Consider the following 16,696-nt stretch of genomic DNA (forward strand, 5'->3'; position numbering starts at 1 on the left):
ACCTCCGACACCTCAGGGACGCATCATGGCAGACGACTTTCTGAACCCCTACACGCTCAACGGCGCCACCTCGACCTCGACGAGCATCCTCGAGGACGAGATCGACGGCCTGCGGCTCTCGGATGCGCAGACCCACTTCGAGCTGAACCAGTTCTACTTCCTCGAGGCGGAGTTCCTCGACGACGGGCGCTTCGCCGACTGGCTCGAGATGCTGGCCGACGATCTGCACTACTGGGCACCCACGCGCACCAACCGACTGCGGCGTCAGCAGGCGCTGTCGATCTCCGCGCCGGGCGAGGCCGCCTTCTACGACGAGACCAAGGAGTCGCTGGCCTGGCGCATCCGCCGCTTCGACTCGGGGATGGCCTGGGCCGAGGATCCGCCCAGCCGCACCCGCCACCTCGTCACCAACGTCTCGGCGCGCGAGCGCGAGGACGGCCTGCTGCAGGTGCGCAGCGCCTTCCTCGTCTACCGGAACCGTCTGCAGACCGAGGTCGACATCTACGCCGGTGGCCGCAACGACGTGATCCGCCGCGGCGGGGTGCACGGCTTCGAAGTGGTCAAGAGAACCCTGCTCTTCGAGCAGAACGTGCTGCTGATGAAGAACATCAGCACCTTCTTCTAGAAACTGAGGTCACCATGTCACTCGCACTCTCCAGCCGCACCATCGAGACCACGCTCGGACCGATCCACGTCAGCGAGACGGGGGACGGGCCGCCCCTCGTCCTGCTCCACGGCGGAGGCCCCGGGGCGAACGCGCTCGCCAACTACCGCGCGAACCTGCCCGCCTTCGCCGGCTTCCGGGTCATCCTCCCGGATCAGCCCGGCTTCGGCGGCAGCTACCGGCCCACCGAGGCCGATCTCGACGAGCGCTCGATCACCGAGATCACCGTCGACGCCCTCACGCAGACGCTCGACGCGCTCGGCGTGGGGGAGTACTCCCTGCTCGGCAACTCCCTCGGGGGCGCCGCGGCGCTCGGGCTCGCCATCGCGCAGCCCGAGCGCGTGACCAAGCTGGTGCTCATGGCGCCCGGGGGCGGCTGGCTGCCGGTCTCCACGCCGCTGCCCACCGAGGGGCAGAAGGAGATGTTCCGCTACTACAACGGCGAGGGCCCCACCGTGAAGAAGATGAAGAACTTCATCCGGGTGATGGTGGCCGATCCGCGGCAGTTCTCCGACGAGGAGGTGCAGGCGCGCTACGAGGGCTCGCTCGATCCCGGACACATCGAGTTCTACCACCGCTACAACACGGCCTTCGCGAAGCGCGGGGGCATGGATCCGCTGTGGAAGGATCTCGGCAGGATCACCGCCGACACGCTGCTGCTGTGGGGGCGCGACGATCGCACCATCACGCTCGACGGCTCGGCGCTGATGCTGAAGCACATCCGCCGCGTGCAGCTGCACGTGTTCGGCGGCTGCGGCCACTGGGTGCAGGTGGAGCGCAAGGCGGACTTCGAGCGGCTCGTGGGCGACTTCCTCGGCGACCTCCCCGGCACCGGCGCGAGCGGCGGGGGCGCCGGCTCGTGAGCGGCTGGCTCGAGGGCGACGTCGCGCTGATCACGGGGGGAGGGTCCGGGATCGGCCAGGCGGTCGCCCTGCGCTTCCTCGAGGAGGGAGCCGCCGGGGTGGCCGTGGTCGGGCGGACGCTCGACCGGTTGCAGCGCACCGTCGAGGCCGCGGGCGACCGCGCCGACCGGATCCTGCCCATCGCGGGCGACGTGCGCTCCGCCGACGACATGCGGCGGGCGGTGTCGGAGACCGTGCGGCGTTTCGGCCGGCTCGACGTCCTCGTGCCGAACGCGGGGATCTGGGATTTCAACCGCTCGCTGACGAAGACCACGCCCGAGGAGATCGCTGGCATCTACGACGAGCTCTTCGACATCAACGTGAAGGGCTATCTGCTCGCCTGCTCGGCGGCCTGGCCGGAACTCGTGAAGACCCGCGGCAGCATCGTGATGACGCTCTCGAACGCCGCGTTCTACCCGGCGGGCGGCGGGCCCGTCTACACCGCCGCGAAGCACGCCGCGCGCGGACTCGTGACCCAGCTGGCGTACGAGCTCGCGCCCAAGGTGCGCGTGAACGGCGTCGCCATCGGCGGCCTGCGCACCGACCTCCGCGGCCCGTCATCGGCTGGCATGCAGGAGCGCTCGATCGAGGCGGGCTTCCGGAAGCGGGAGGCCCGCGGCGACGACGCCCGGACCAACATGTGGCTTCCGCTGCACGACGCCAGCGTCGATCCGGCCGACTCGACCGGCCCCTATGTGCTTCTCGCCTCGCGTAGCAACGCCGGGGTGATTACCGGTGCGATCGTGAACGCCGATGGGGGCATCGGCGTGCGCGGTTTCGCCACGGCAGCAGGAGGTGACGATCTATGAGCACGCGAACGCATTCCGACGGGCTCACCGCCGGTTTCGTCGGCATCGAGGAGCTCCCGGGCATCGGCGGCGCGCGAGCGTCGGTCGGGCACCGGCGCGCTCGCGCGGGAGACCTGCGCGACGCCTACCCCTCGGGCACGCACGATATCGAGCTCGGCTACATCGGCCGGCCCGAGCCCGCGGCGGTCGCCGACTACACGGCGGCCCTGCTGCGATCCGACCCGCGGTGCCGCAGGGTCGTGCTGCCGGTGCCCGAGCTCGACCTCGAAGCCATCGGCTGGGCGGAGGAGGCGGGCTACCGCTACGTCATCGACGTCGAGACCCAGGAGGGCGGCGTCTCGCTGCTGGTGACCGAACCGCAGTGGGTGCTCGACCAGCCCGCCATCCTCGAAGACATCCCCCTGAAGGAGCAAGCGTGACGAAGAAGACCAAGGTAGCCATCATCGGCTCCGGGAACATCGGCTCGGATCTGATGTTCAAGGTGCATCGGCTCTCGGAGGTGCTCGAGATGGGCGTGATGGTCGGCATCGACCCGGCCTCGGACGGCCTCGCCCGCGCCGGTCGACTCGGGTTCGAGACGACCCACGAGGGAGTGGACGGCCTCATCGCGAGCCCGCAGTTCGACGAGATCGGGGTGGTGTTCGACGCGACGAGCGCGGGCGCCCACCGGCACAACGCGGCGAAGCTCGCGCCCCACGGCAAGCAGCTGGTCGACCTCACCCCCGCCGCCATCGGACCCTACGTGGTGCCGGCGGTGAACCTCGGGGAGCACCTCGACGCCGACAACATCAACATGGTCACCTGCGGCGGGCAGGCGACGATTCCCATCGTGGCCGCGATCGGCGCCGTCACCCCGGTGCACTACGCGGAGATCGTGGCCTCGATCTCCTCGAAGTCGGCCGGCCCGGGCACCCGAGCCAACATCGACGAGTTCACCGAGACCACCGCCGCCGGGCTCGAACAGGTCGGCGGCGCCGCCCGCGGCAAGGCCATCATCATCCTGAACCCCGCCGATCCGCCGATGATCATGCGCGACACGGTGCAGGTGCTCGTCTCCCGGCAGGACGACGACGCCCGGGCCGCGATCGTCGCGGCCGTGGAGGCCCGGATCGCCGAGGTGCAGCGCTACGTGCCCGGGTACCGGCTCAAGCAGCAGGTGCAGTTCCGCGACGTGGACGCCGAGTTCGACGGCCTGGTGCCCGCCGACCGCCGGCAGGGCGAGGGCTACACCCACGTCACCGTGTTCCTCGAGGTCGAGGGCGCCGCCATGTACCTGCCGAGCTACGCCGGCAATCTCGACATCATGACCAGCGCCGCCCTGCGCGCGGCCGAGCGCCTCGTGCTGAGCGCGCGAGAGAGGAAAGAGGTCCACGCATGACGCACCGGGTCTTCCTGCAGGACGTCACCCTGCGCGACGGGATGCACGCCATCCGCCACCGCATCGAACCCGCGAAGGTCGCCGAGATCGCGCGCGCTCTCGACGAGGCCGGCGTGGATGCGATCGAGGTGACCCACGGCGACGGCCTCGCGGGATCGTCGCTCACCTACGGCCCCGGCTCCCACACGGACTGGGAGTGGATCGAGGCCGCGGCGTCGGTGGTGCAGCGCGCGCGGCTCACCACGCTGCTGCTGCCCGGGATCGGCACCATCGAAGAGCTGAAGCGGGCCTACGAGCTCGGCGTGCGCTCGGTGCGGATCGCCACGCACAGCACCGAGGGCGACGTGTCGGCGCAGCAGATCGCCGCCGCCCGCGAACTCGGCATGGACGTCTCCGGCTTCCTGATGATGGCGCATCTGAACGATCCCGCCTCGCTCGCGCAGCAGGCGAAGCTCATGGAGTCGTACGGCGCCCACTGCGTCTACGTGACCGATTCCGCCGGGCGCCTCACCATGGACGGCGTGCGCGAGCGCATCCGCGCCTACCGCGACGTGCTCGACGAGGGCACCGAGATCGGCATCCACGCGCACCAGAACCTCTCCCTCGCGGTGGCGAACTCGATCGTCGCGGTCGAGGAGGGGGCGTACCGCGTCGACGCCTCGCTCGCGGGGCACGGCGCGGGCGCCGGCAACACCCCGATCGAGCCGTTCGTGGCGGTGGCGCAGTTGCAGGGCTGGGACGTGCGAGCCGACCTGTTCGCGCTGCAGGACGCCGCCGACGATCTCGTGCGACCGCTGCACGACCGCCCCGTGCAGGTGGATCGAGAGACGCTCTCGGTCGGTTTCGCGGGGGCCTACTCCAGTTTCCTGCGGCACGCCGAGCGCGCGGCGGAGACCTACGGGCTTGACGCGCGCGACATCCTGGTCGAGGTCGGGCGCCGGCGCCTGATCGGCGGACAGGAGGACATGATCATCGACATCGCGCTCGATCTGGCCGACGCGCGAGTATGAGCCGCGGCGGAACCGCGCCGTGCTGAGCGGGCCCGAGCCGGTTCTCGTCCGCGCGCCCAACCCCGGGGTCATGACCCTGGAGGGGACCAACACCTGGGTGCTGCCCGCTCCCGGCGGCGCGGTCGTCATCGATCCCGGTCCCGCGGATCCGGTCCATGTCGCCGCCCTGGAGCGCCGCGGCCCGGTCGCCGCGGTGCTCCTCACCCACCGGCACGCCGACCACAGCGAGGCGCTCGAGGTGCTGGCCGCGGACGCCCCCGTGCACGCCGTCTCGCCGCAGTTCGCCCGGAATCCGCTGCGCGACGGTGCTGATCCGCTGCGCGACGGTGCCGGCCCGCTGCGCGACGGTGCCGGCCCGCTGCGCGACGACGAGGTGCTCGTGATCGGCGGCGCCCGCCTGCGCGTCCTGCTCACGCCGGGGCACACCGAGGACTCGGCCTGCTTCCTCTACGAGAACGCTCCGGGCGGGCCGCTGCTCTTCACGGGGGACACGCTGCTGGGCGGTCGATCCGCGAGCAGCATCTCGCGGATCGACGGTTCGCTGACGCAGTACCTCGATTCGCTCGAACGCCTCGCCGGCCGCATAGGCGTGCGGGGCCTGCCCGGGCACGGCCCGGAGATCATGGATGTGGCCGAGCATGCGCGGGGCGCACTGGAGCACCGCCGAGCGCGTCTGAGCGAACTGGCGGCTCGCCTGGAGGCGGGGGGCTCGCCCGACGCCGAGGAGATCGCCCGGCAGCGCCACCCCGACCGCCCGGAGGTCTGGGCGCCCGCCGCCTGGATGGTGCGTCACGAACTCGCGCATCTCGCCCGCTCGATCGCGGACGGGGCCCCGCCGCTCGGCCGCCGCTCCCGCCGCGACGGAGAGGATCCTTCGCCGAGCGGGACGCCGATCGGCGAGTGCGACCGGCGCGCGACGCCGAGCACGGTCCCACTCGCCGAAGAGCGTCCCGTTCGCGGCCGGTGATCCCCCAGCGCATGAGGATGCGGTCAGCGCGCGGCGAGGCGCCGGGTGAGCCGGTGCGCGTGATCGAGGAGCAGGCGGCCGAGCTCGGGCCGACGGTCCGCCGAGAAGCGGCTCTCGATTCCCGTGAGGCTCAGCGCCCACGCCGGCTGCCCCGACGCGTCGAAGACGGCCGCCCCCATGCCCCAGCTCCCCTCGACCACGAGCCCCGGGTTCACCGCGTAGCCCAGGCGGCGGGTCTCCGCGATCCGCGCCCGCAGCGCCGCTGCCGAGTGCGCGGCGCCGTGCACCTCTTCCAGGGCCGCCTGCGCGAGGATGCGCTCGATCGCGTCGTCGGGCAGGAACGCGAGGATCGCGATCCCCGCCGAGGCCACGCCGAGCGGGAAGCGCTTGCCCTCGTAGAGCACGAAGGAGCGGATGGGGAAGCTGCCGTCGTGCCGCAGCAGGCAGATGGTCTCGCCCCCGCGTCGCGCCGACAGGAAGGCGCTCTCTCCGGTGGCCTCGGCCAGCGCCATCACGTGCTCCTGGGCGAGGCCGGTGATGTCGTAGCGCTCGGCCGCCACGGAGCCGATCAGGTAGAGCTCGGGCCCGAGCAGCCAGCGGCCGGAGCGCTGATCGCGGTCGACGAATCCCTGCGCGGCCAGAGAGCTGAGCAGGCGATGCGCCGTGGGGCGGGAGAGCTCCGCTGCGCGGGCCAGCTCCGTGGTCCCCGCGCCCTCCGGCATGGTGGTGCTCAGCGCGCGCAGCAGTGCGGCGATCCGCGCCACCACCTGGGCGCCGGGGTGCGGCTCCGCATCGCTCAAGATGTTCACATGGTGGACACTAGCAGAAGGTCCGATCATGATGCGACCGTTTCCCCGCGCGATCTTGAAGGCGGGGCACAAGCCTTGTAGCCTCGTGGCACCGCCGAGCCCGGCGACCGCATCATGAACGGAGGCAAGGTGGCATCCAAGCTGAGAGACGGCGCCGGAGCGGCGCTCGAGGACATCGTCCGGGACGGCATGACCGTCGCCGTCGGCGGCTTCGGGCTGAGCGGCATCCCGCGCAATCTGATCCGCGCGCTGCGCGACACCGGGGCGAAGGACCTCACCATCGTCTCGAACAACATGGGCGTCGACGGCAAAGGACTCGGCCTCCTGCTCGAGAACCGGCAGGTGCGCAAGGTGCTCGCGTCCTATGTGGGCGAGAACCGGCTGTTCGCCGAGCAGTACCTGAGCGGCGTGCTCGACGTGGAGTTCGTGCCGCAGGGCACGCTGGCCGAGCGGCTGCGGGCCGGTGGCGCCGGCATCCCGGCCTTCTACACGCCGACCGGTGTGGGGACCCCGGTCGCGGAGGGCAAGCCCGAGGCCGAGTTCGACGGGCGCCGCGCGATCCTGGAGCGCGGGATCGTCGCCGATCTCGCGCTGGTCCGCGCCCGCGTCGGCGACCGCGAGGGCAATCTGCGCTATCGGCTGACGGCGCGCAACTTCAATCCGCTCGCCGCCATGTCGGGCAGGATCACGGTCGCCGAGGTCGAGGAGCTGAGCGACGAGTACCTCGATCCCGAGCGGATCGACACGCCCGGCGTCTTCGTGCAGCGCATCGTGCGCGTCGAGGATCCGGCGAAGGACATCGAGCAAATCACCGTGCGATCGAAGCCGAGCGCGGAGAGCGGGAGCAGGGGGCCGAACCATGTGGACGCGTGACGAGATGGCGGCGATCGCCGCGGCCGAGCTCGAGGACGGCCAGTACGTGAATCTCGGGATCGGGATCCCCACCCTCGTGGCGAACCAGCTGCCCGACGGGGTGACCGTGAAGCTGCAGAGCGAGAACGGGATCCTGGGCATGGGACCGTTCCCCTACGAGGGCGAGGAGGACGCCGATCTCATCAACGCGGGCAAGCAGACCGTCACCCTGCTGCCGGGCGCCTCGATCTTCGACTCGGCCACCTCGTTCGGCATGATCCGAGGCGGGCACGTGCAGACGGCGATCCTGGGTGCGATGGAGGTGGCCGGCAACGGCGACCTCGCCAACTGGACGATCCCCGGCAAGCTGGTGAAGGGCATGGGCGGCGCGATGGATCTGGTGGCGGGCACGCCCCGGGTGATCGTGCTCACCGACCACGTGGCCAAGGACGGCAGCCCGAAGATCGTGGAGACGTGCTCGTTGCCGCTCACGGGCGCCGGCGTGGTCGACCGCATCGTCACCGACCGCGCCGTATTCGACGTGACCGGGCACGGCCTGGTGCTGCGCCGCGTCGCCCCGGGTGAGAGCATAGAGGAGATCCGCGCGCTGACCGGCGCCGCATTCACCGTCGACATTCCACGTGACGCTGCAGAGGAGACCGACTGATGGCCGCACTGATCGCGGGATACGCCCGCACCCCGTTCACCCGCTTCACCGGGCAGCTCGCCGCGCAGCCGGCGACCGCGCTCGGCGCGCACGCCGCGCGGGCGGCGCTCGCACGGGCCGGTGTGCCGGCCGAGGCGGTCCAGGCGGTCGTCGCCGGTCAGGTGCTCCAGGCCGGCGCCGGCCAGAACCCCGCCCGCCAGACGGCGGTGGCGGCGGGCGTCTCGATGAACGTGCCCGCGATCACGCTCAACGCCGTCTGCCTCTCGGGCACCGAGGCCGTGTCGCAGGCGGCCCGGCTGATCGCCTCGGGGGAGGCCGAGGTGGTCCTGGCGGTCGGGCAGGAGTCGATGTCGCTCGCGCCGCATGTGATCCCCCTCCGCGCCGGGCACAAGTACGGCACGGCGCAGCTGATCGACACGGCGGACCACGACGGGCTCACGGACGCCTTCGACCAGGTCGCGATGGGCGCGCTCACCGAGCAGGGGAACGCGCCGCTGGCGCTGACCCGCGAGGAGCAGGATGCGTTCGCCGCAGACTCGCACCGCCGCGCGGCGGCCGCGGCGGAGTTCCTCGCGGGCGAGATCGAGCCCTTCACCGTGACCTCCCGCCGCGGCGACGCCGTCGTCTCGGCGGACGACGGGATCCGCCCCGAGACCACGGCGGAGACCCTGGGCGGTCTGCGCCCCGCCTTCGCGAGGGAGGGCACCATCACCGCGGGCAACGCCTCGCAGATCACCGACGGCGCGGCGGCGCTGGTGATCGTGAGCGAGGCCGCGGCGGAGCGCCTCGGCCTGACCCCCCTCGCCCGGATCGAGGCGACCGCCTTCGTGGCGGGCCCCGACGCGCAGCTCCACTCCCAGCCGGCGCGCGCCATCTCGGCGGCGCTTGCGAAGGCCGGCGCCGCAGCCGGTGAGCTCGCGGCTGCGGAGATCAACGAGGCCTTCGCCGCCGTGGGCGTGCAGTCGACCCGCGAACTCGGCCTCGATCCCGGCATCGTGAACGCCCACGGCGGTGCGATCGCGCTCGGCCACCCGATCGGCGCCTCGGGCGCGCGCATCGTCGGGACGCTCGCCAGGCGGCTCGCGGCGGCCGGCTCGGGCGCGCTCGGCGCCGTGGGCATCTGCGGCGGAGGCGGGCAGGGCAGCGCGGTGGTGCTGCGGGCGCTGTAGTCCGCCGCCGCGAGGCGCGGGGGCCGGAGGGCGCCTAGGACATGTCTCGTGAATCTTCGTCGTTGCGAGACACGTCCGAGAGGGTGGTCCGGTACGGCCAGCCGGTGTACGCCTCGGCGAGATAGGTCCGCCCGGCCTCGCTCTCGACCACGGTGCGGAGCTCCCCGAGCTGGCGGAGGCGGTCGAAGTCGCTCGTGCCGGGGGCGAGGTGCAGCATGCTGGTCATCCACCACGAGAAGTGCTGCGCCTTCCAGATCCGCTGCGAGGCGGCCTCGGGATAGGCATCGAGCCCGCGCTCGCTCCCGTGCAGCAGCAACTCCTTCAGAGCCACGCCGAGCAGGAGCACGTCGCCGATCGCGAGGTTCATGCCCTTCGCGCCGGTGGGCGGCACGGTGTGCGCCGCGTCTCCCACCAGCGCCGCGCGGCCGCGGCGCAGCTCGTGCGACACGAAGCTGCGGAAGCGCAGCACGTCGCGCTGGAAGATCCGCCCCTCGCGCAGCTCGGTGCCGGGGGTGCGGGCCTGCAGCGTGTCCCAGATCTCGGCCTCGCTCAGGGCCTCCGGATCGGCCTCGGGGTCGCACTGGAAGTACATCCGCTGCACGGTCTCGCTGCGCTGGCTGATCAGCGCGAAGCCGTCGGGGGAGTTGCTGTAGATGAGCTCGGCCGAGCTCCGCGGGGCCTCGCAGAGGATCCCGAACCAGGCGAAGGGGTACTCGCGGAAGTAGCCGCCCGCGTGCGAGCCCCCGGTGACCGCCGGACGGATGGCGCTGCGCGACCCGTCCGCGCCGACCACGAACTCGGCCTCGATCTCGAAGGGCGCGCCCTCCGCGGTGGTGCCCGCGATGCGCGGGCGATCCGAGTCGACGCCCCAGACCCGCTCGACCGTCGTGCCGAAGCGGAGATCCTGCCCCGCCGCGAGCCGCGCCGCGATCAGGTCGATCAGCGCCTCGTGCTGCGGATAGAGCCAGACACTGCGCCCGGTGAGCGCGGGAAAGTCGATGCGATGCCGCTCGAACGCCTCGTCCGCGGCGCCGAAGTGCAGTTCGATGCCGTCGTGCCGGTCTCCCGACGTGTGCACCCGGCTGGTGTCGCCGATCGTCGCGAGCAGGTCCACAGCGCCCTGCTCGAGGATGCCCGCGCGGATCGTGCCCTCGATCTCCTCGCGGCTGCGCCGGTCGAGCACGATGCTCTCGATCCCGGCCTGTTCGAGCAGGTGGGAGAGGACGAGGCCGGCGGGGCCGGCGCCGACGATGGCGACGCGGGTCTGCTCGATGGTCATGAGGGGCTCCTTCGCCGGTTCGTGCGCTCCGTCCCGTCCTCCGGGCGGTGCGGCTCCGTCGCGTTCCCACCAGTGTGCGGGGCCTCCGTGCGCAGTGCGCGCCAATTCCCGTTGAACGGGAATCAATCTTCGCGGGCGGCGCGCAGCCCCGCCTCGATCCCCGCCGCCGCCTCGCGCAGCGCCCGCAGCGCGGGCGCGATCGGGGCGTCCCGCGGCAGCACCGCCGACAGGGCGGCGATCACCGAGCCGCGATCCCGGAGCGGCACGGCGACGCCCGTGGACACCGCCTCGATCGAACCCGGGGCGGCGGCGAACCCGGTGCGCCGGATCTCGCCGAGCAGGCGGCGCAGGGCCCGGGCGTCGGTGACCGTGCCGGGGCCGACGGCGCGCAGCGGCGAGCCGAGCACGCGCTCGCGCAGCGCCGGATCGGCGTGCGCGAGCAGCACCAGCCCGGACGAGGAGGCGTGCAGGGGCAGACGTCCGGCCACCCGGGTGATGTTCGACACCGCCTCGGGATGCGAGAGCCGCTCGAGGAACAGCGCCTCCTCGCGCTCGAGCACCGCGAGCTGGGTGTGCTCCCGGAGCTCCGCCTGCACGCGCTCCATGTGCGGCAGCGCCGCCTGGCGCAGTCGCAGCGCCGTCGAGCCGCGCTGCGCCAGCTCCCAGAGGCGCAGGCCGAGGCGCAAGCGGCGCTCGTCATCCCGCTCGAGGATCCCGGCGCGCACGAGTTCGTCGACGAGCCGGTGCGCGGTCGAGCTCGGCAGCCCGGCCCGGCGGCCGATCTCGCTCGCGGTCTGCACCGTGCGGTCGACCCCGAAGGTCTCGAGCACCCGCACGATGCGCTCGGCCACGCCCTCGCCGCTCGCGGAGTTCGCCATGCCCCCAGCATGCCACGATCACCCTCGCGCGGAGACGCGACGGATCGCGAACGGGGGCTCGAACCCCGCCCCGGCCCGTCTCCGCGACCCCGTGCGGCAGAGGGAGAGCGGGTACGCTCGGTGGAGCGGATGAGCGAGGAGGCGAGATGGGGAGTGCCGATGGGTCGAGTCCCCAGGGGATCCTCGACCGGGCCCTGGGCGTTCTCGGCTGCTTCACCGAGGACGAGCCCGCCCTGACCGCTGCGGAGCTCTCCGAGCGCACCGGCCTCCCCGCCTCGACGATGCACCGACTGATCGGTGCGCTGCTCCGGCACGGGCTCATGGTCAGGGTTCCGGATCATCGCTACGCGGTGGGGCCGCGTCTCTGGGAGCTGGGCGAGCTCTCCCCGATGTCGCTGCGCCTGCGCGAGCGCGCGATCCCCCATCTGGTGCGCCTCTACGAGGCCACCGGTGAGAACGTGCATCTCGCGGTGCTCGACGGAGCCGAGCCGGAGCGGGCCACGGTGCTCTACGTCGGAAGGATCACGGGCCGCCTGTCGATCCCCACCATCAGCCGAGCCGGGGGGCGCGGCCCGCTCCACGCCACCGGGGTGGGGCGGGCGCTGCTCGCCACGCGCGACGAGATCTGGCTCGAGCGGTATCTGAGGGTGCCGCGGGAGCGGGAGACCGCGCACACGATCACGGGCGAAGCGGAGCTGCGGGCGGAACTCGAGCGGACGCGAGCACGCGGCTACGCGAGCACGCGGGAGGAGATGACGCTCGGGAACGTCTCCGTCGCCGTGGCGCTGCCCCAGGTCGACGGGCTGCCTCCCGCGGCGATCGGCCTCGTGGTGCATCTGAACCGCGCCGACGAGCGGCGTCTCAGCGCCCTCGTCGTCCAGTCGGCGCGCGAGATCCACGCGGCCATCCGGCAGGCCTAGGCGAGGCCTGGGGCGCGGCGCCTCCGAAGGCCCCGGCTCCGAGCGCACGCTCGGCCGGTGGAGGGCGGCGTCGGTGCAGGCTTCCGTCGGCAGCGCATCCTCCTCGGCGGCGATCCCACTGAGTGAGAGTCGGATCTGCCCCCAGGCCGATCCGCTGCCACCCTGGGAGGCAGCCCCGATCTCGAAGGAGAGCACCATGGCCATCGACGTGAGAGACGCCGGCGCGAGAGACTCCGGACCCAAGCCCGCCGCGCCGCGCGCGGACGACCAGCAGCCGGCGGAGGAGAAGACCGCGGCAGCGCCCGAGTCGCTGCTCGCCGCGCCCGACCAGGCCTCGCAGGCGCAGATCGACGCCGAGACCGCTGAGCTGCACGCCGAGTACGACCGGCGCGAAGCGGCCGGCGAGAGATTCCCTCAGACGATCCTGAACTTCCCGCCCTACCGCTCCAGCGTCCTGCGCTCGCCGACCAAGGATCCCAAGCACACCGATCCCGAGACCATCGAGCTGTGGTCGCCGGCCTTCGGGCAGCGAGACGTGAAAGCCATCGAGTCCGACCTGACGCTGAACCCGGGGCCCGGCGAACCGCAGGGCGAGCGCATCACCGTGACGGGGCGACTGCTCGACTCCTGGGGGCGCCCACTGGCGAACCAGCTCGTCGAGATCTGGCAGGCCAACGCCGGCGGCCGCTACATCCACAAACGGGATCAGCACCCCGCCCCGATCGACCCCAACTTCTTCGGCGCCGGCCGCACGATCACGAACGCGAACGGCGAGTACACGTTCACCACGATCAAGCCCGGCCCCTACCCCTGGAAGAACCACGTCAACGCGTGGCGGCCCGCCCACATCCACTTCTCCGTCTTCGGGCGCTCCTTCACGCAGCGGATCGTCACGCAGATGTACTTCCCCGGCGACCCGCTCTTCCCGCTCGATCCGATCTACAACACCATCCGCGACCAGCGGGACCGCGACCGGCTGGTGGGCGTCTACGATCACGACCAGACCGTGCCCGAGTTCTCGATGGGCTACCGCTTCGACATCGTCGTCGACGGCCCCGACGCCACCTGGTTCGAGAACGCGAGCTGGTTCGACGAGGAGGAGCACTGATGAAGCGCGTCCAGGATCTCGGCCCCGACGGCGTCCCGCCCAAGACGCACGAGCCCACCCCCGGGCAGACCGTCGGCCCCTTCTTCGCCTTCGGCACCGACTACGACAGGAAGCACGAGATCGTGTTCCCGCACTCGCCGGGCGCGATCGTCCTCGGCGGAGGCGTGTACGACGGGGCCGGCGAGCCGATCCCCGATGCGATGGTCGAGGTCTGGCAGGCCGACAGCGACGGCGGCATCCCGAGGGCGCGGGGCGCCCGCTGGCGCGACGACCACAGCTTCACCGGCTTCGGGCGGGCCTTCACGACCGACGAGGGCCACTACGAGTTCTGGACCCGCGATCCCGGCGCCGTGAACGGGGAGGCGCCGTTCTTCGTGGCCGTCGTCTTCGCGCGGGGCCTCCCGAACAAGCTGCACACCCGGATCTACCTCCCGGAGCCCGAGGAGAAGCTGGCGGCCGACCCGCTGCTCTCGTCGCTCTCGCCGGAGGAGCGCGCTACGCTCATTGCCAAGCGCACGCCCGAGGGGTATCTGACCCACGACTTCCACCTGCAGGGCGGGAAGGAGACCGTGTTCCTTGCCTATTGATCCGCCGCCCGCCGCCGCGGCCCTGCCCGGCGCATCGCCCTCGGGGGCGCCGAGCGACGATGCCGGCGGGTTCGACGTCGCCGGGTTCGACATCGGATTGCTGTCCCCGGTCACGGTGGGTTTCGACGGGGCCTCGGATCCGGAGACGAGCGACCTGGGCGACGCCGGATTCCTGCGCGCCCTGGTCGCCGCTGAGGTGGCCCTGGCCCGCGCCTGGGCCGAGGTGGGCGTGGCGCCCCGGGAGGCGGCGGATGCGATCTCGGAGGCCCTCGGCTGGCAGGACGACGACCCCGCCGCATCGGACGTGCTCGGCGCCGCCGACGCGCGCCGCCTGGCCGCGGCTTCGGCCGCGGGCGGCAACCCGGTGATCCCGCTGGTCGGGATGCTGCGGGCCCGCGTGCCCGAGCACGCCCGGCCCTGGCTGCACCGCGGAGCCACCAGCCAGGACATCCTGGACTCCGCGCTGATGCTGACGGCGCGCCGGTCGGGACTGTCGGTGCTCGGGAGCCTGGTCAAGACCGACGAAGCGCTCCTCCGCTTCGCGGCCGCCCACCGCGACCGGGTCGCCGCCGCGCGCACCCTGACCCAGCACGCCGTGCCGACCACGGTCGGCCTGCGCGCCGCCAACTGGGCGCGGGGACTGGAGCGGGCGGCCGCCCGCCTGGACGACTCGCTGTGGGAGTTGCCGGCGCAGCTCGGCGGCGCCGGCGGCACCCTCGCCTCCTTCGTGCAGATCGGGGGATCGCGGGCCGCCGCCGAGCTGCCCGCCGCCTTCGCCGAGCAGTTGGGCCTCGCCGTGCCGGCCGCGCCCTGGCACACGGTGCGCTGGCCGGTCACCGAGCTGGGGGACGCCCTCGTGCAGGTGCTCGACGCGCTCGGGGTCGTCGCCGCGGACGTGGCCGCCCTCGGCCGCACCGAGATCGGGGAGCTCGCCGAGGGGACCGGGGGCGGATCCTCCGCGATGCCGCAGAAGCGCAACCCGGTGGGATCGGTGCTGATCCGCTCCGCCGCCCTGCGCGCCCCGCAGCTCGGCGCGACGCTGCACACGGCCGCGGCGCTCGCCGTCGACGAGCGCCCCGACGGCGCCTGGCACGCGGAATGGCCGACGCTGCGCGAGCTGCTGCGCCTCGCGCTCGGCGCCGCGGGCAACGCGGAGCGGCTGGTCGCGGGGCTCACCGTCGACACCGGTGCGGTGGCGCGCAACCTCGGGCTCACCGGCGGGCTCATCGTCGCCGAGCGCCTCGCGCTCGTGCTCGGCCCGGTGATCGGAGCGGAGCGAGTGCGGCGGATCGTCGCCGAGGCCGGCGCGGGCGGGGATCTCGGCGAGCTCCTCGACGCCGAGCCGCGGCTCGCGGAGGCAGGATTCGGGCGCGCCGAGATCGACGAGCTGCTGGATCCCGCGAACTACGCCGGTCTCGCCGGTGAACTGGTGGACGACCTGACGAGAAGCCCGATCCCGGAGGACACGCAATGACGAGACCAGCCATCGCACTCACCGAGCCCTCGGGGCCTCCGCGCCGTCCGCTGCTCGTGCTCGGGCACTCCCTCGGCACGGGCCCGCTGATCTGGGAGAACGCCGCGCCGCTCCTCGCGCGCGAGTACCGCGTCTCGCTGCTCGCGCTGCCGGGTCACGGTGCGGCCCCGGTCCCTGCGGCGCCGTTCTCCATGGAGGAGCTGTCGGACGCGGTCGCCGAGGGCGTCCGGAGCATCTCCGACGGCCCCGCGTTCTACGCCGGCGTCTCGATCGGCGGGGCGCTCGCCCTCGAGCTGGCCCTGCGCCACGGCGAGCTGTTCGCCGCGGTGGCGAGCGTCGCCTCGGGCGCCGAGCTGGGGGGCCGAGAGCACTGGGAGGCGCGAGCCGAACTCGTGCGCAGCCAGTCGACGGCGAGCCTCGTGCGGCAGTCCGCCGAGGTCTGGTTCGCGCCCGACTCGATCGCGGCCGAGCCGGTGCTGACCGGGAGGATCCTCCGCGTGCTGCAGGAGACGAGTGCCGAGGGGTACGCCCGCTGCGCCGAGGCGCTCGGCGGGTACGATGTGCGCTCGCGGCTCGCCGAGATCGGGATCCCGGTGCTCGCCGCGTGGGGCGAGCACGACACCGTGGCGCCGGAGGCGAAGCAGGACGAGATCGTCGTCGGTGTGAACAGCGGGGGAGCGGAGCTCGCCCGCAAGGCGCGCATCGACGGCGTCGCGCATCAGCCGCCGGCCGAGCGGCCGGGCGCCACCGCCGACGTGCTGCTCGAGTTCTTCGGGGGGATCGGGCGATGAGCGGCCAGCCGGGTACGGACGCGGCGAGGAGCGGATCACCGAAGACCGATGCCGAGCGCCACGAACGCGGCATGGTCGTGCGCCGCGAGGTGCTGAGCGACGCGCACGTGGAGCGCGCGGTCGCGAGCACGAGCGAGTTCACCGCGGACTTCCAGGACTACATCACCCGCACGGCCTGGGGCGACATCTGGTCGCGTCCCGGGCTCGGCCGCCGCGAGCGCTCCGTGGCCGTGCTGACCGCGATGATCGCACTTGGCCACCACGACGAGTTCGCGATGCACGTGGCCGCAGCGCGACGCAACGGGCTCACGGTCGATGAGATCAAGGAGGTCATCCTGCAGGCCGGCCTCTACTGCGGTGTGCCCGCGGCCAACGTCGCCTTCAAGCTGGCGAGCGAGGTGCTCGAGGGCCTCGGCGAGCTGTAGCGGAGGC

At 72.7% G+C, this 16,696-nt stretch carries 19 protein-coding genes; 16 read left to right on the plus strand and 3 right to left on the minus strand.

All coding sequences use genetic code 11. From position 1 onward, the window contains the following. Nucleotides 1-25 precede the first annotated feature (25 nt). From J4H92_RS00385 to J4H92_RS00410, 7 genes are read left to right on the plus strand one after another with little or no spacing between them, the layout of a single operon-like run. On the plus strand, nt 26-625 hold the full coding sequence (locus tag J4H92_RS00385; protein ID WP_208095044.1) for an aromatic-ring-hydroxylating dioxygenase subunit beta: 600 nt from the start codon (nt 26-28) through the stop codon (nt 623-625). A gap of 14 nt (nt 626-639) precedes the next feature. Then, a complete protein-coding gene (locus J4H92_RS00390; protein ID WP_208095045.1) occupies nt 640-1,527 on the plus strand; it encodes an alpha/beta fold hydrolase in 888 nt (295 codons plus the stop codon). Further along, nucleotides 1,524-2,375 carry an SDR family NAD(P)-dependent oxidoreductase gene (locus tag J4H92_RS00395; protein WP_341782943.1) on the plus strand — a complete coding sequence of 284 codons (852 nt, stop codon included), beginning with the start codon at nt 1,524-1,526 and terminating at the stop codon, nt 2,373-2,375. Before J4H92_RS00390 ends, J4H92_RS00395 begins: the two co-directional genes overlap by 4 nt. Next, nucleotides 2,372-2,794, plus strand: coding sequence for a hypothetical protein (locus tag J4H92_RS15190; RefSeq protein ID WP_243751827.1), 423 nt, complete (start codon nt 2,372-2,374; stop codon nt 2,792-2,794). The genes J4H92_RS00395 and J4H92_RS15190 overlap by 4 nt, the downstream gene beginning before the upstream one ends. Next, nucleotides 2,791-3,753: an acetaldehyde dehydrogenase (acetylating) gene (locus J4H92_RS15195; RefSeq protein ID WP_341782944.1), complete on the plus strand. Its 963-nt coding sequence runs from the start codon at nt 2,791-2,793 to the stop codon at nt 3,751-3,753. Before J4H92_RS15190 ends, J4H92_RS15195 begins: the two co-directional genes overlap by 4 nt. Next, nucleotides 3,750-4,763 carry a 4-hydroxy-2-oxovalerate aldolase gene (gene dmpG / locus J4H92_RS00405; protein WP_208095047.1) on the plus strand — a complete coding sequence of 338 codons (1,014 nt, stop codon included), beginning with the start codon at nt 3,750-3,752 and terminating at the stop codon, nt 4,761-4,763. The genes J4H92_RS15195 and dmpG overlap by 4 nt, the downstream gene beginning before the upstream one ends. A gap of 19 nt (nt 4,764-4,782) precedes the next feature. Beyond that, on the plus strand, nt 4,783-5,730 hold the full coding sequence (locus J4H92_RS00410) for an MBL fold metallo-hydrolase (protein WP_208095048.1): 948 nt from the start codon (nt 4,783-4,785) through the stop codon (nt 5,728-5,730). 23 nt (nt 5,731-5,753) lie between these two features. Here J4H92_RS00410 and J4H92_RS00415 read toward each other — a convergent pair whose 3' ends face one another. Next, entirely contained in the window at nt 5,754-6,569 is an 816-nt protein-coding gene (locus tag J4H92_RS00415) for an IclR family transcriptional regulator (RefSeq protein WP_208095049.1), read from the minus strand. Between the two features lie 159 nt (nt 6,570-6,728). Between J4H92_RS00415 and J4H92_RS00420 the strand changes: the two genes are divergently transcribed. The 3 genes from J4H92_RS00420 to J4H92_RS00430 are packed head-to-tail and all read left to right on the plus strand — an operon-like array spanning nt 6,729 to nt 9,227. Then, a complete protein-coding gene (locus J4H92_RS00420) occupies nt 6,729-7,412 on the plus strand; it encodes a CoA transferase subunit A (protein ID WP_243751850.1) in 684 nt (227 codons plus the stop codon). After that, entirely contained in the window at nt 7,399-8,058 is a 660-nt protein-coding gene (locus J4H92_RS00425; protein ID WP_208095051.1) for a CoA transferase subunit B, read from the plus strand. The genes J4H92_RS00420 and J4H92_RS00425 overlap by 14 nt, the downstream gene beginning before the upstream one ends. After that, nucleotides 8,058-9,227: an acetyl-CoA C-acyltransferase gene (locus J4H92_RS00430; protein ID WP_208095052.1), complete on the plus strand. Its 1,170-nt coding sequence runs from the start codon at nt 8,058-8,060 to the stop codon at nt 9,225-9,227. Before J4H92_RS00425 ends, J4H92_RS00430 begins: the two co-directional genes overlap by 1 nt. Before the next feature lie 34 nt (nt 9,228-9,261). On the opposite strand, the gene J4H92_RS00435 is transcribed toward J4H92_RS00430, so the two are convergent. Then, nucleotides 9,262-10,506, minus strand: coding sequence for a 4-hydroxybenzoate 3-monooxygenase (locus tag J4H92_RS00435; protein WP_208095053.1), 1,245 nt, complete (start codon nt 10,504-10,506; stop codon nt 9,262-9,264). Between the two features lie 122 nt (nt 10,507-10,628). Next, complete coding sequence (locus tag J4H92_RS00440) at nt 10,629-11,384, minus strand: IclR family transcriptional regulator (RefSeq protein ID WP_208095054.1); 756 nt, start codon at nt 11,382-11,384, stop codon at nt 10,629-10,631. A 146-nt stretch (nt 11,385-11,530) separates the two neighbouring features. On the opposite strand from J4H92_RS00440, the gene J4H92_RS00445 reads away from it, so the two are divergent. The 6 genes from J4H92_RS00445 (at nt 11,531) to pcaC (ending at nt 16,689) form a co-directional block, all read left to right on the plus strand. Continuing rightward, complete coding sequence (locus tag J4H92_RS00445) at nt 11,531-12,304, plus strand: IclR family transcriptional regulator (protein WP_208095055.1); 774 nt, start codon at nt 11,531-11,533, stop codon at nt 12,302-12,304. A gap of 196 nt (nt 12,305-12,500) precedes the next feature. Then, nucleotides 12,501-13,412 carry a protocatechuate 3,4-dioxygenase subunit beta gene (pcaH, locus tag J4H92_RS00450; protein ID WP_208095056.1) on the plus strand — a complete coding sequence of 304 codons (912 nt, stop codon included), beginning with the start codon at nt 12,501-12,503 and terminating at the stop codon, nt 13,410-13,412. Further along, nucleotides 13,412-13,999: a protocatechuate 3,4-dioxygenase subunit alpha gene (gene pcaG / locus J4H92_RS00455; RefSeq protein ID WP_208095057.1), complete on the plus strand. Its 588-nt coding sequence runs from the start codon at nt 13,412-13,414 to the stop codon at nt 13,997-13,999. Before pcaH ends, pcaG begins: the two co-directional genes overlap by 1 nt. Further along, nucleotides 13,989-15,473 (plus strand): lyase family protein, encoded by a 1,485-nt coding sequence (locus J4H92_RS00460; RefSeq protein ID WP_243751828.1) that lies wholly within the window; start codon nt 13,989-13,991, stop codon nt 15,471-15,473. Before pcaG ends, J4H92_RS00460 begins: the two co-directional genes overlap by 11 nt. Beyond that, on the plus strand, nt 15,470-16,264 hold the full coding sequence (locus tag J4H92_RS00465) for an alpha/beta fold hydrolase (RefSeq protein WP_208095058.1): 795 nt from the start codon (nt 15,470-15,472) through the stop codon (nt 16,262-16,264). The genes J4H92_RS00460 and J4H92_RS00465 overlap by 4 nt, the downstream gene beginning before the upstream one ends. After that, nucleotides 16,261-16,689: a 4-carboxymuconolactone decarboxylase gene (gene pcaC / locus J4H92_RS00470; protein WP_208095059.1), complete on the plus strand. Its 429-nt coding sequence runs from the start codon at nt 16,261-16,263 to the stop codon at nt 16,687-16,689. The genes J4H92_RS00465 and pcaC overlap by 4 nt, the downstream gene beginning before the upstream one ends. Nucleotides 16,690-16,696 lie beyond the last annotated feature (7 nt).

This window comes from Leucobacter weissii (genome assembly GCF_017565745.1).
Taxonomy (GTDB): Bacteria; Actinomycetota; Actinomycetes; order Actinomycetales; family Microbacteriaceae; genus Leucobacter; species Leucobacter weissii.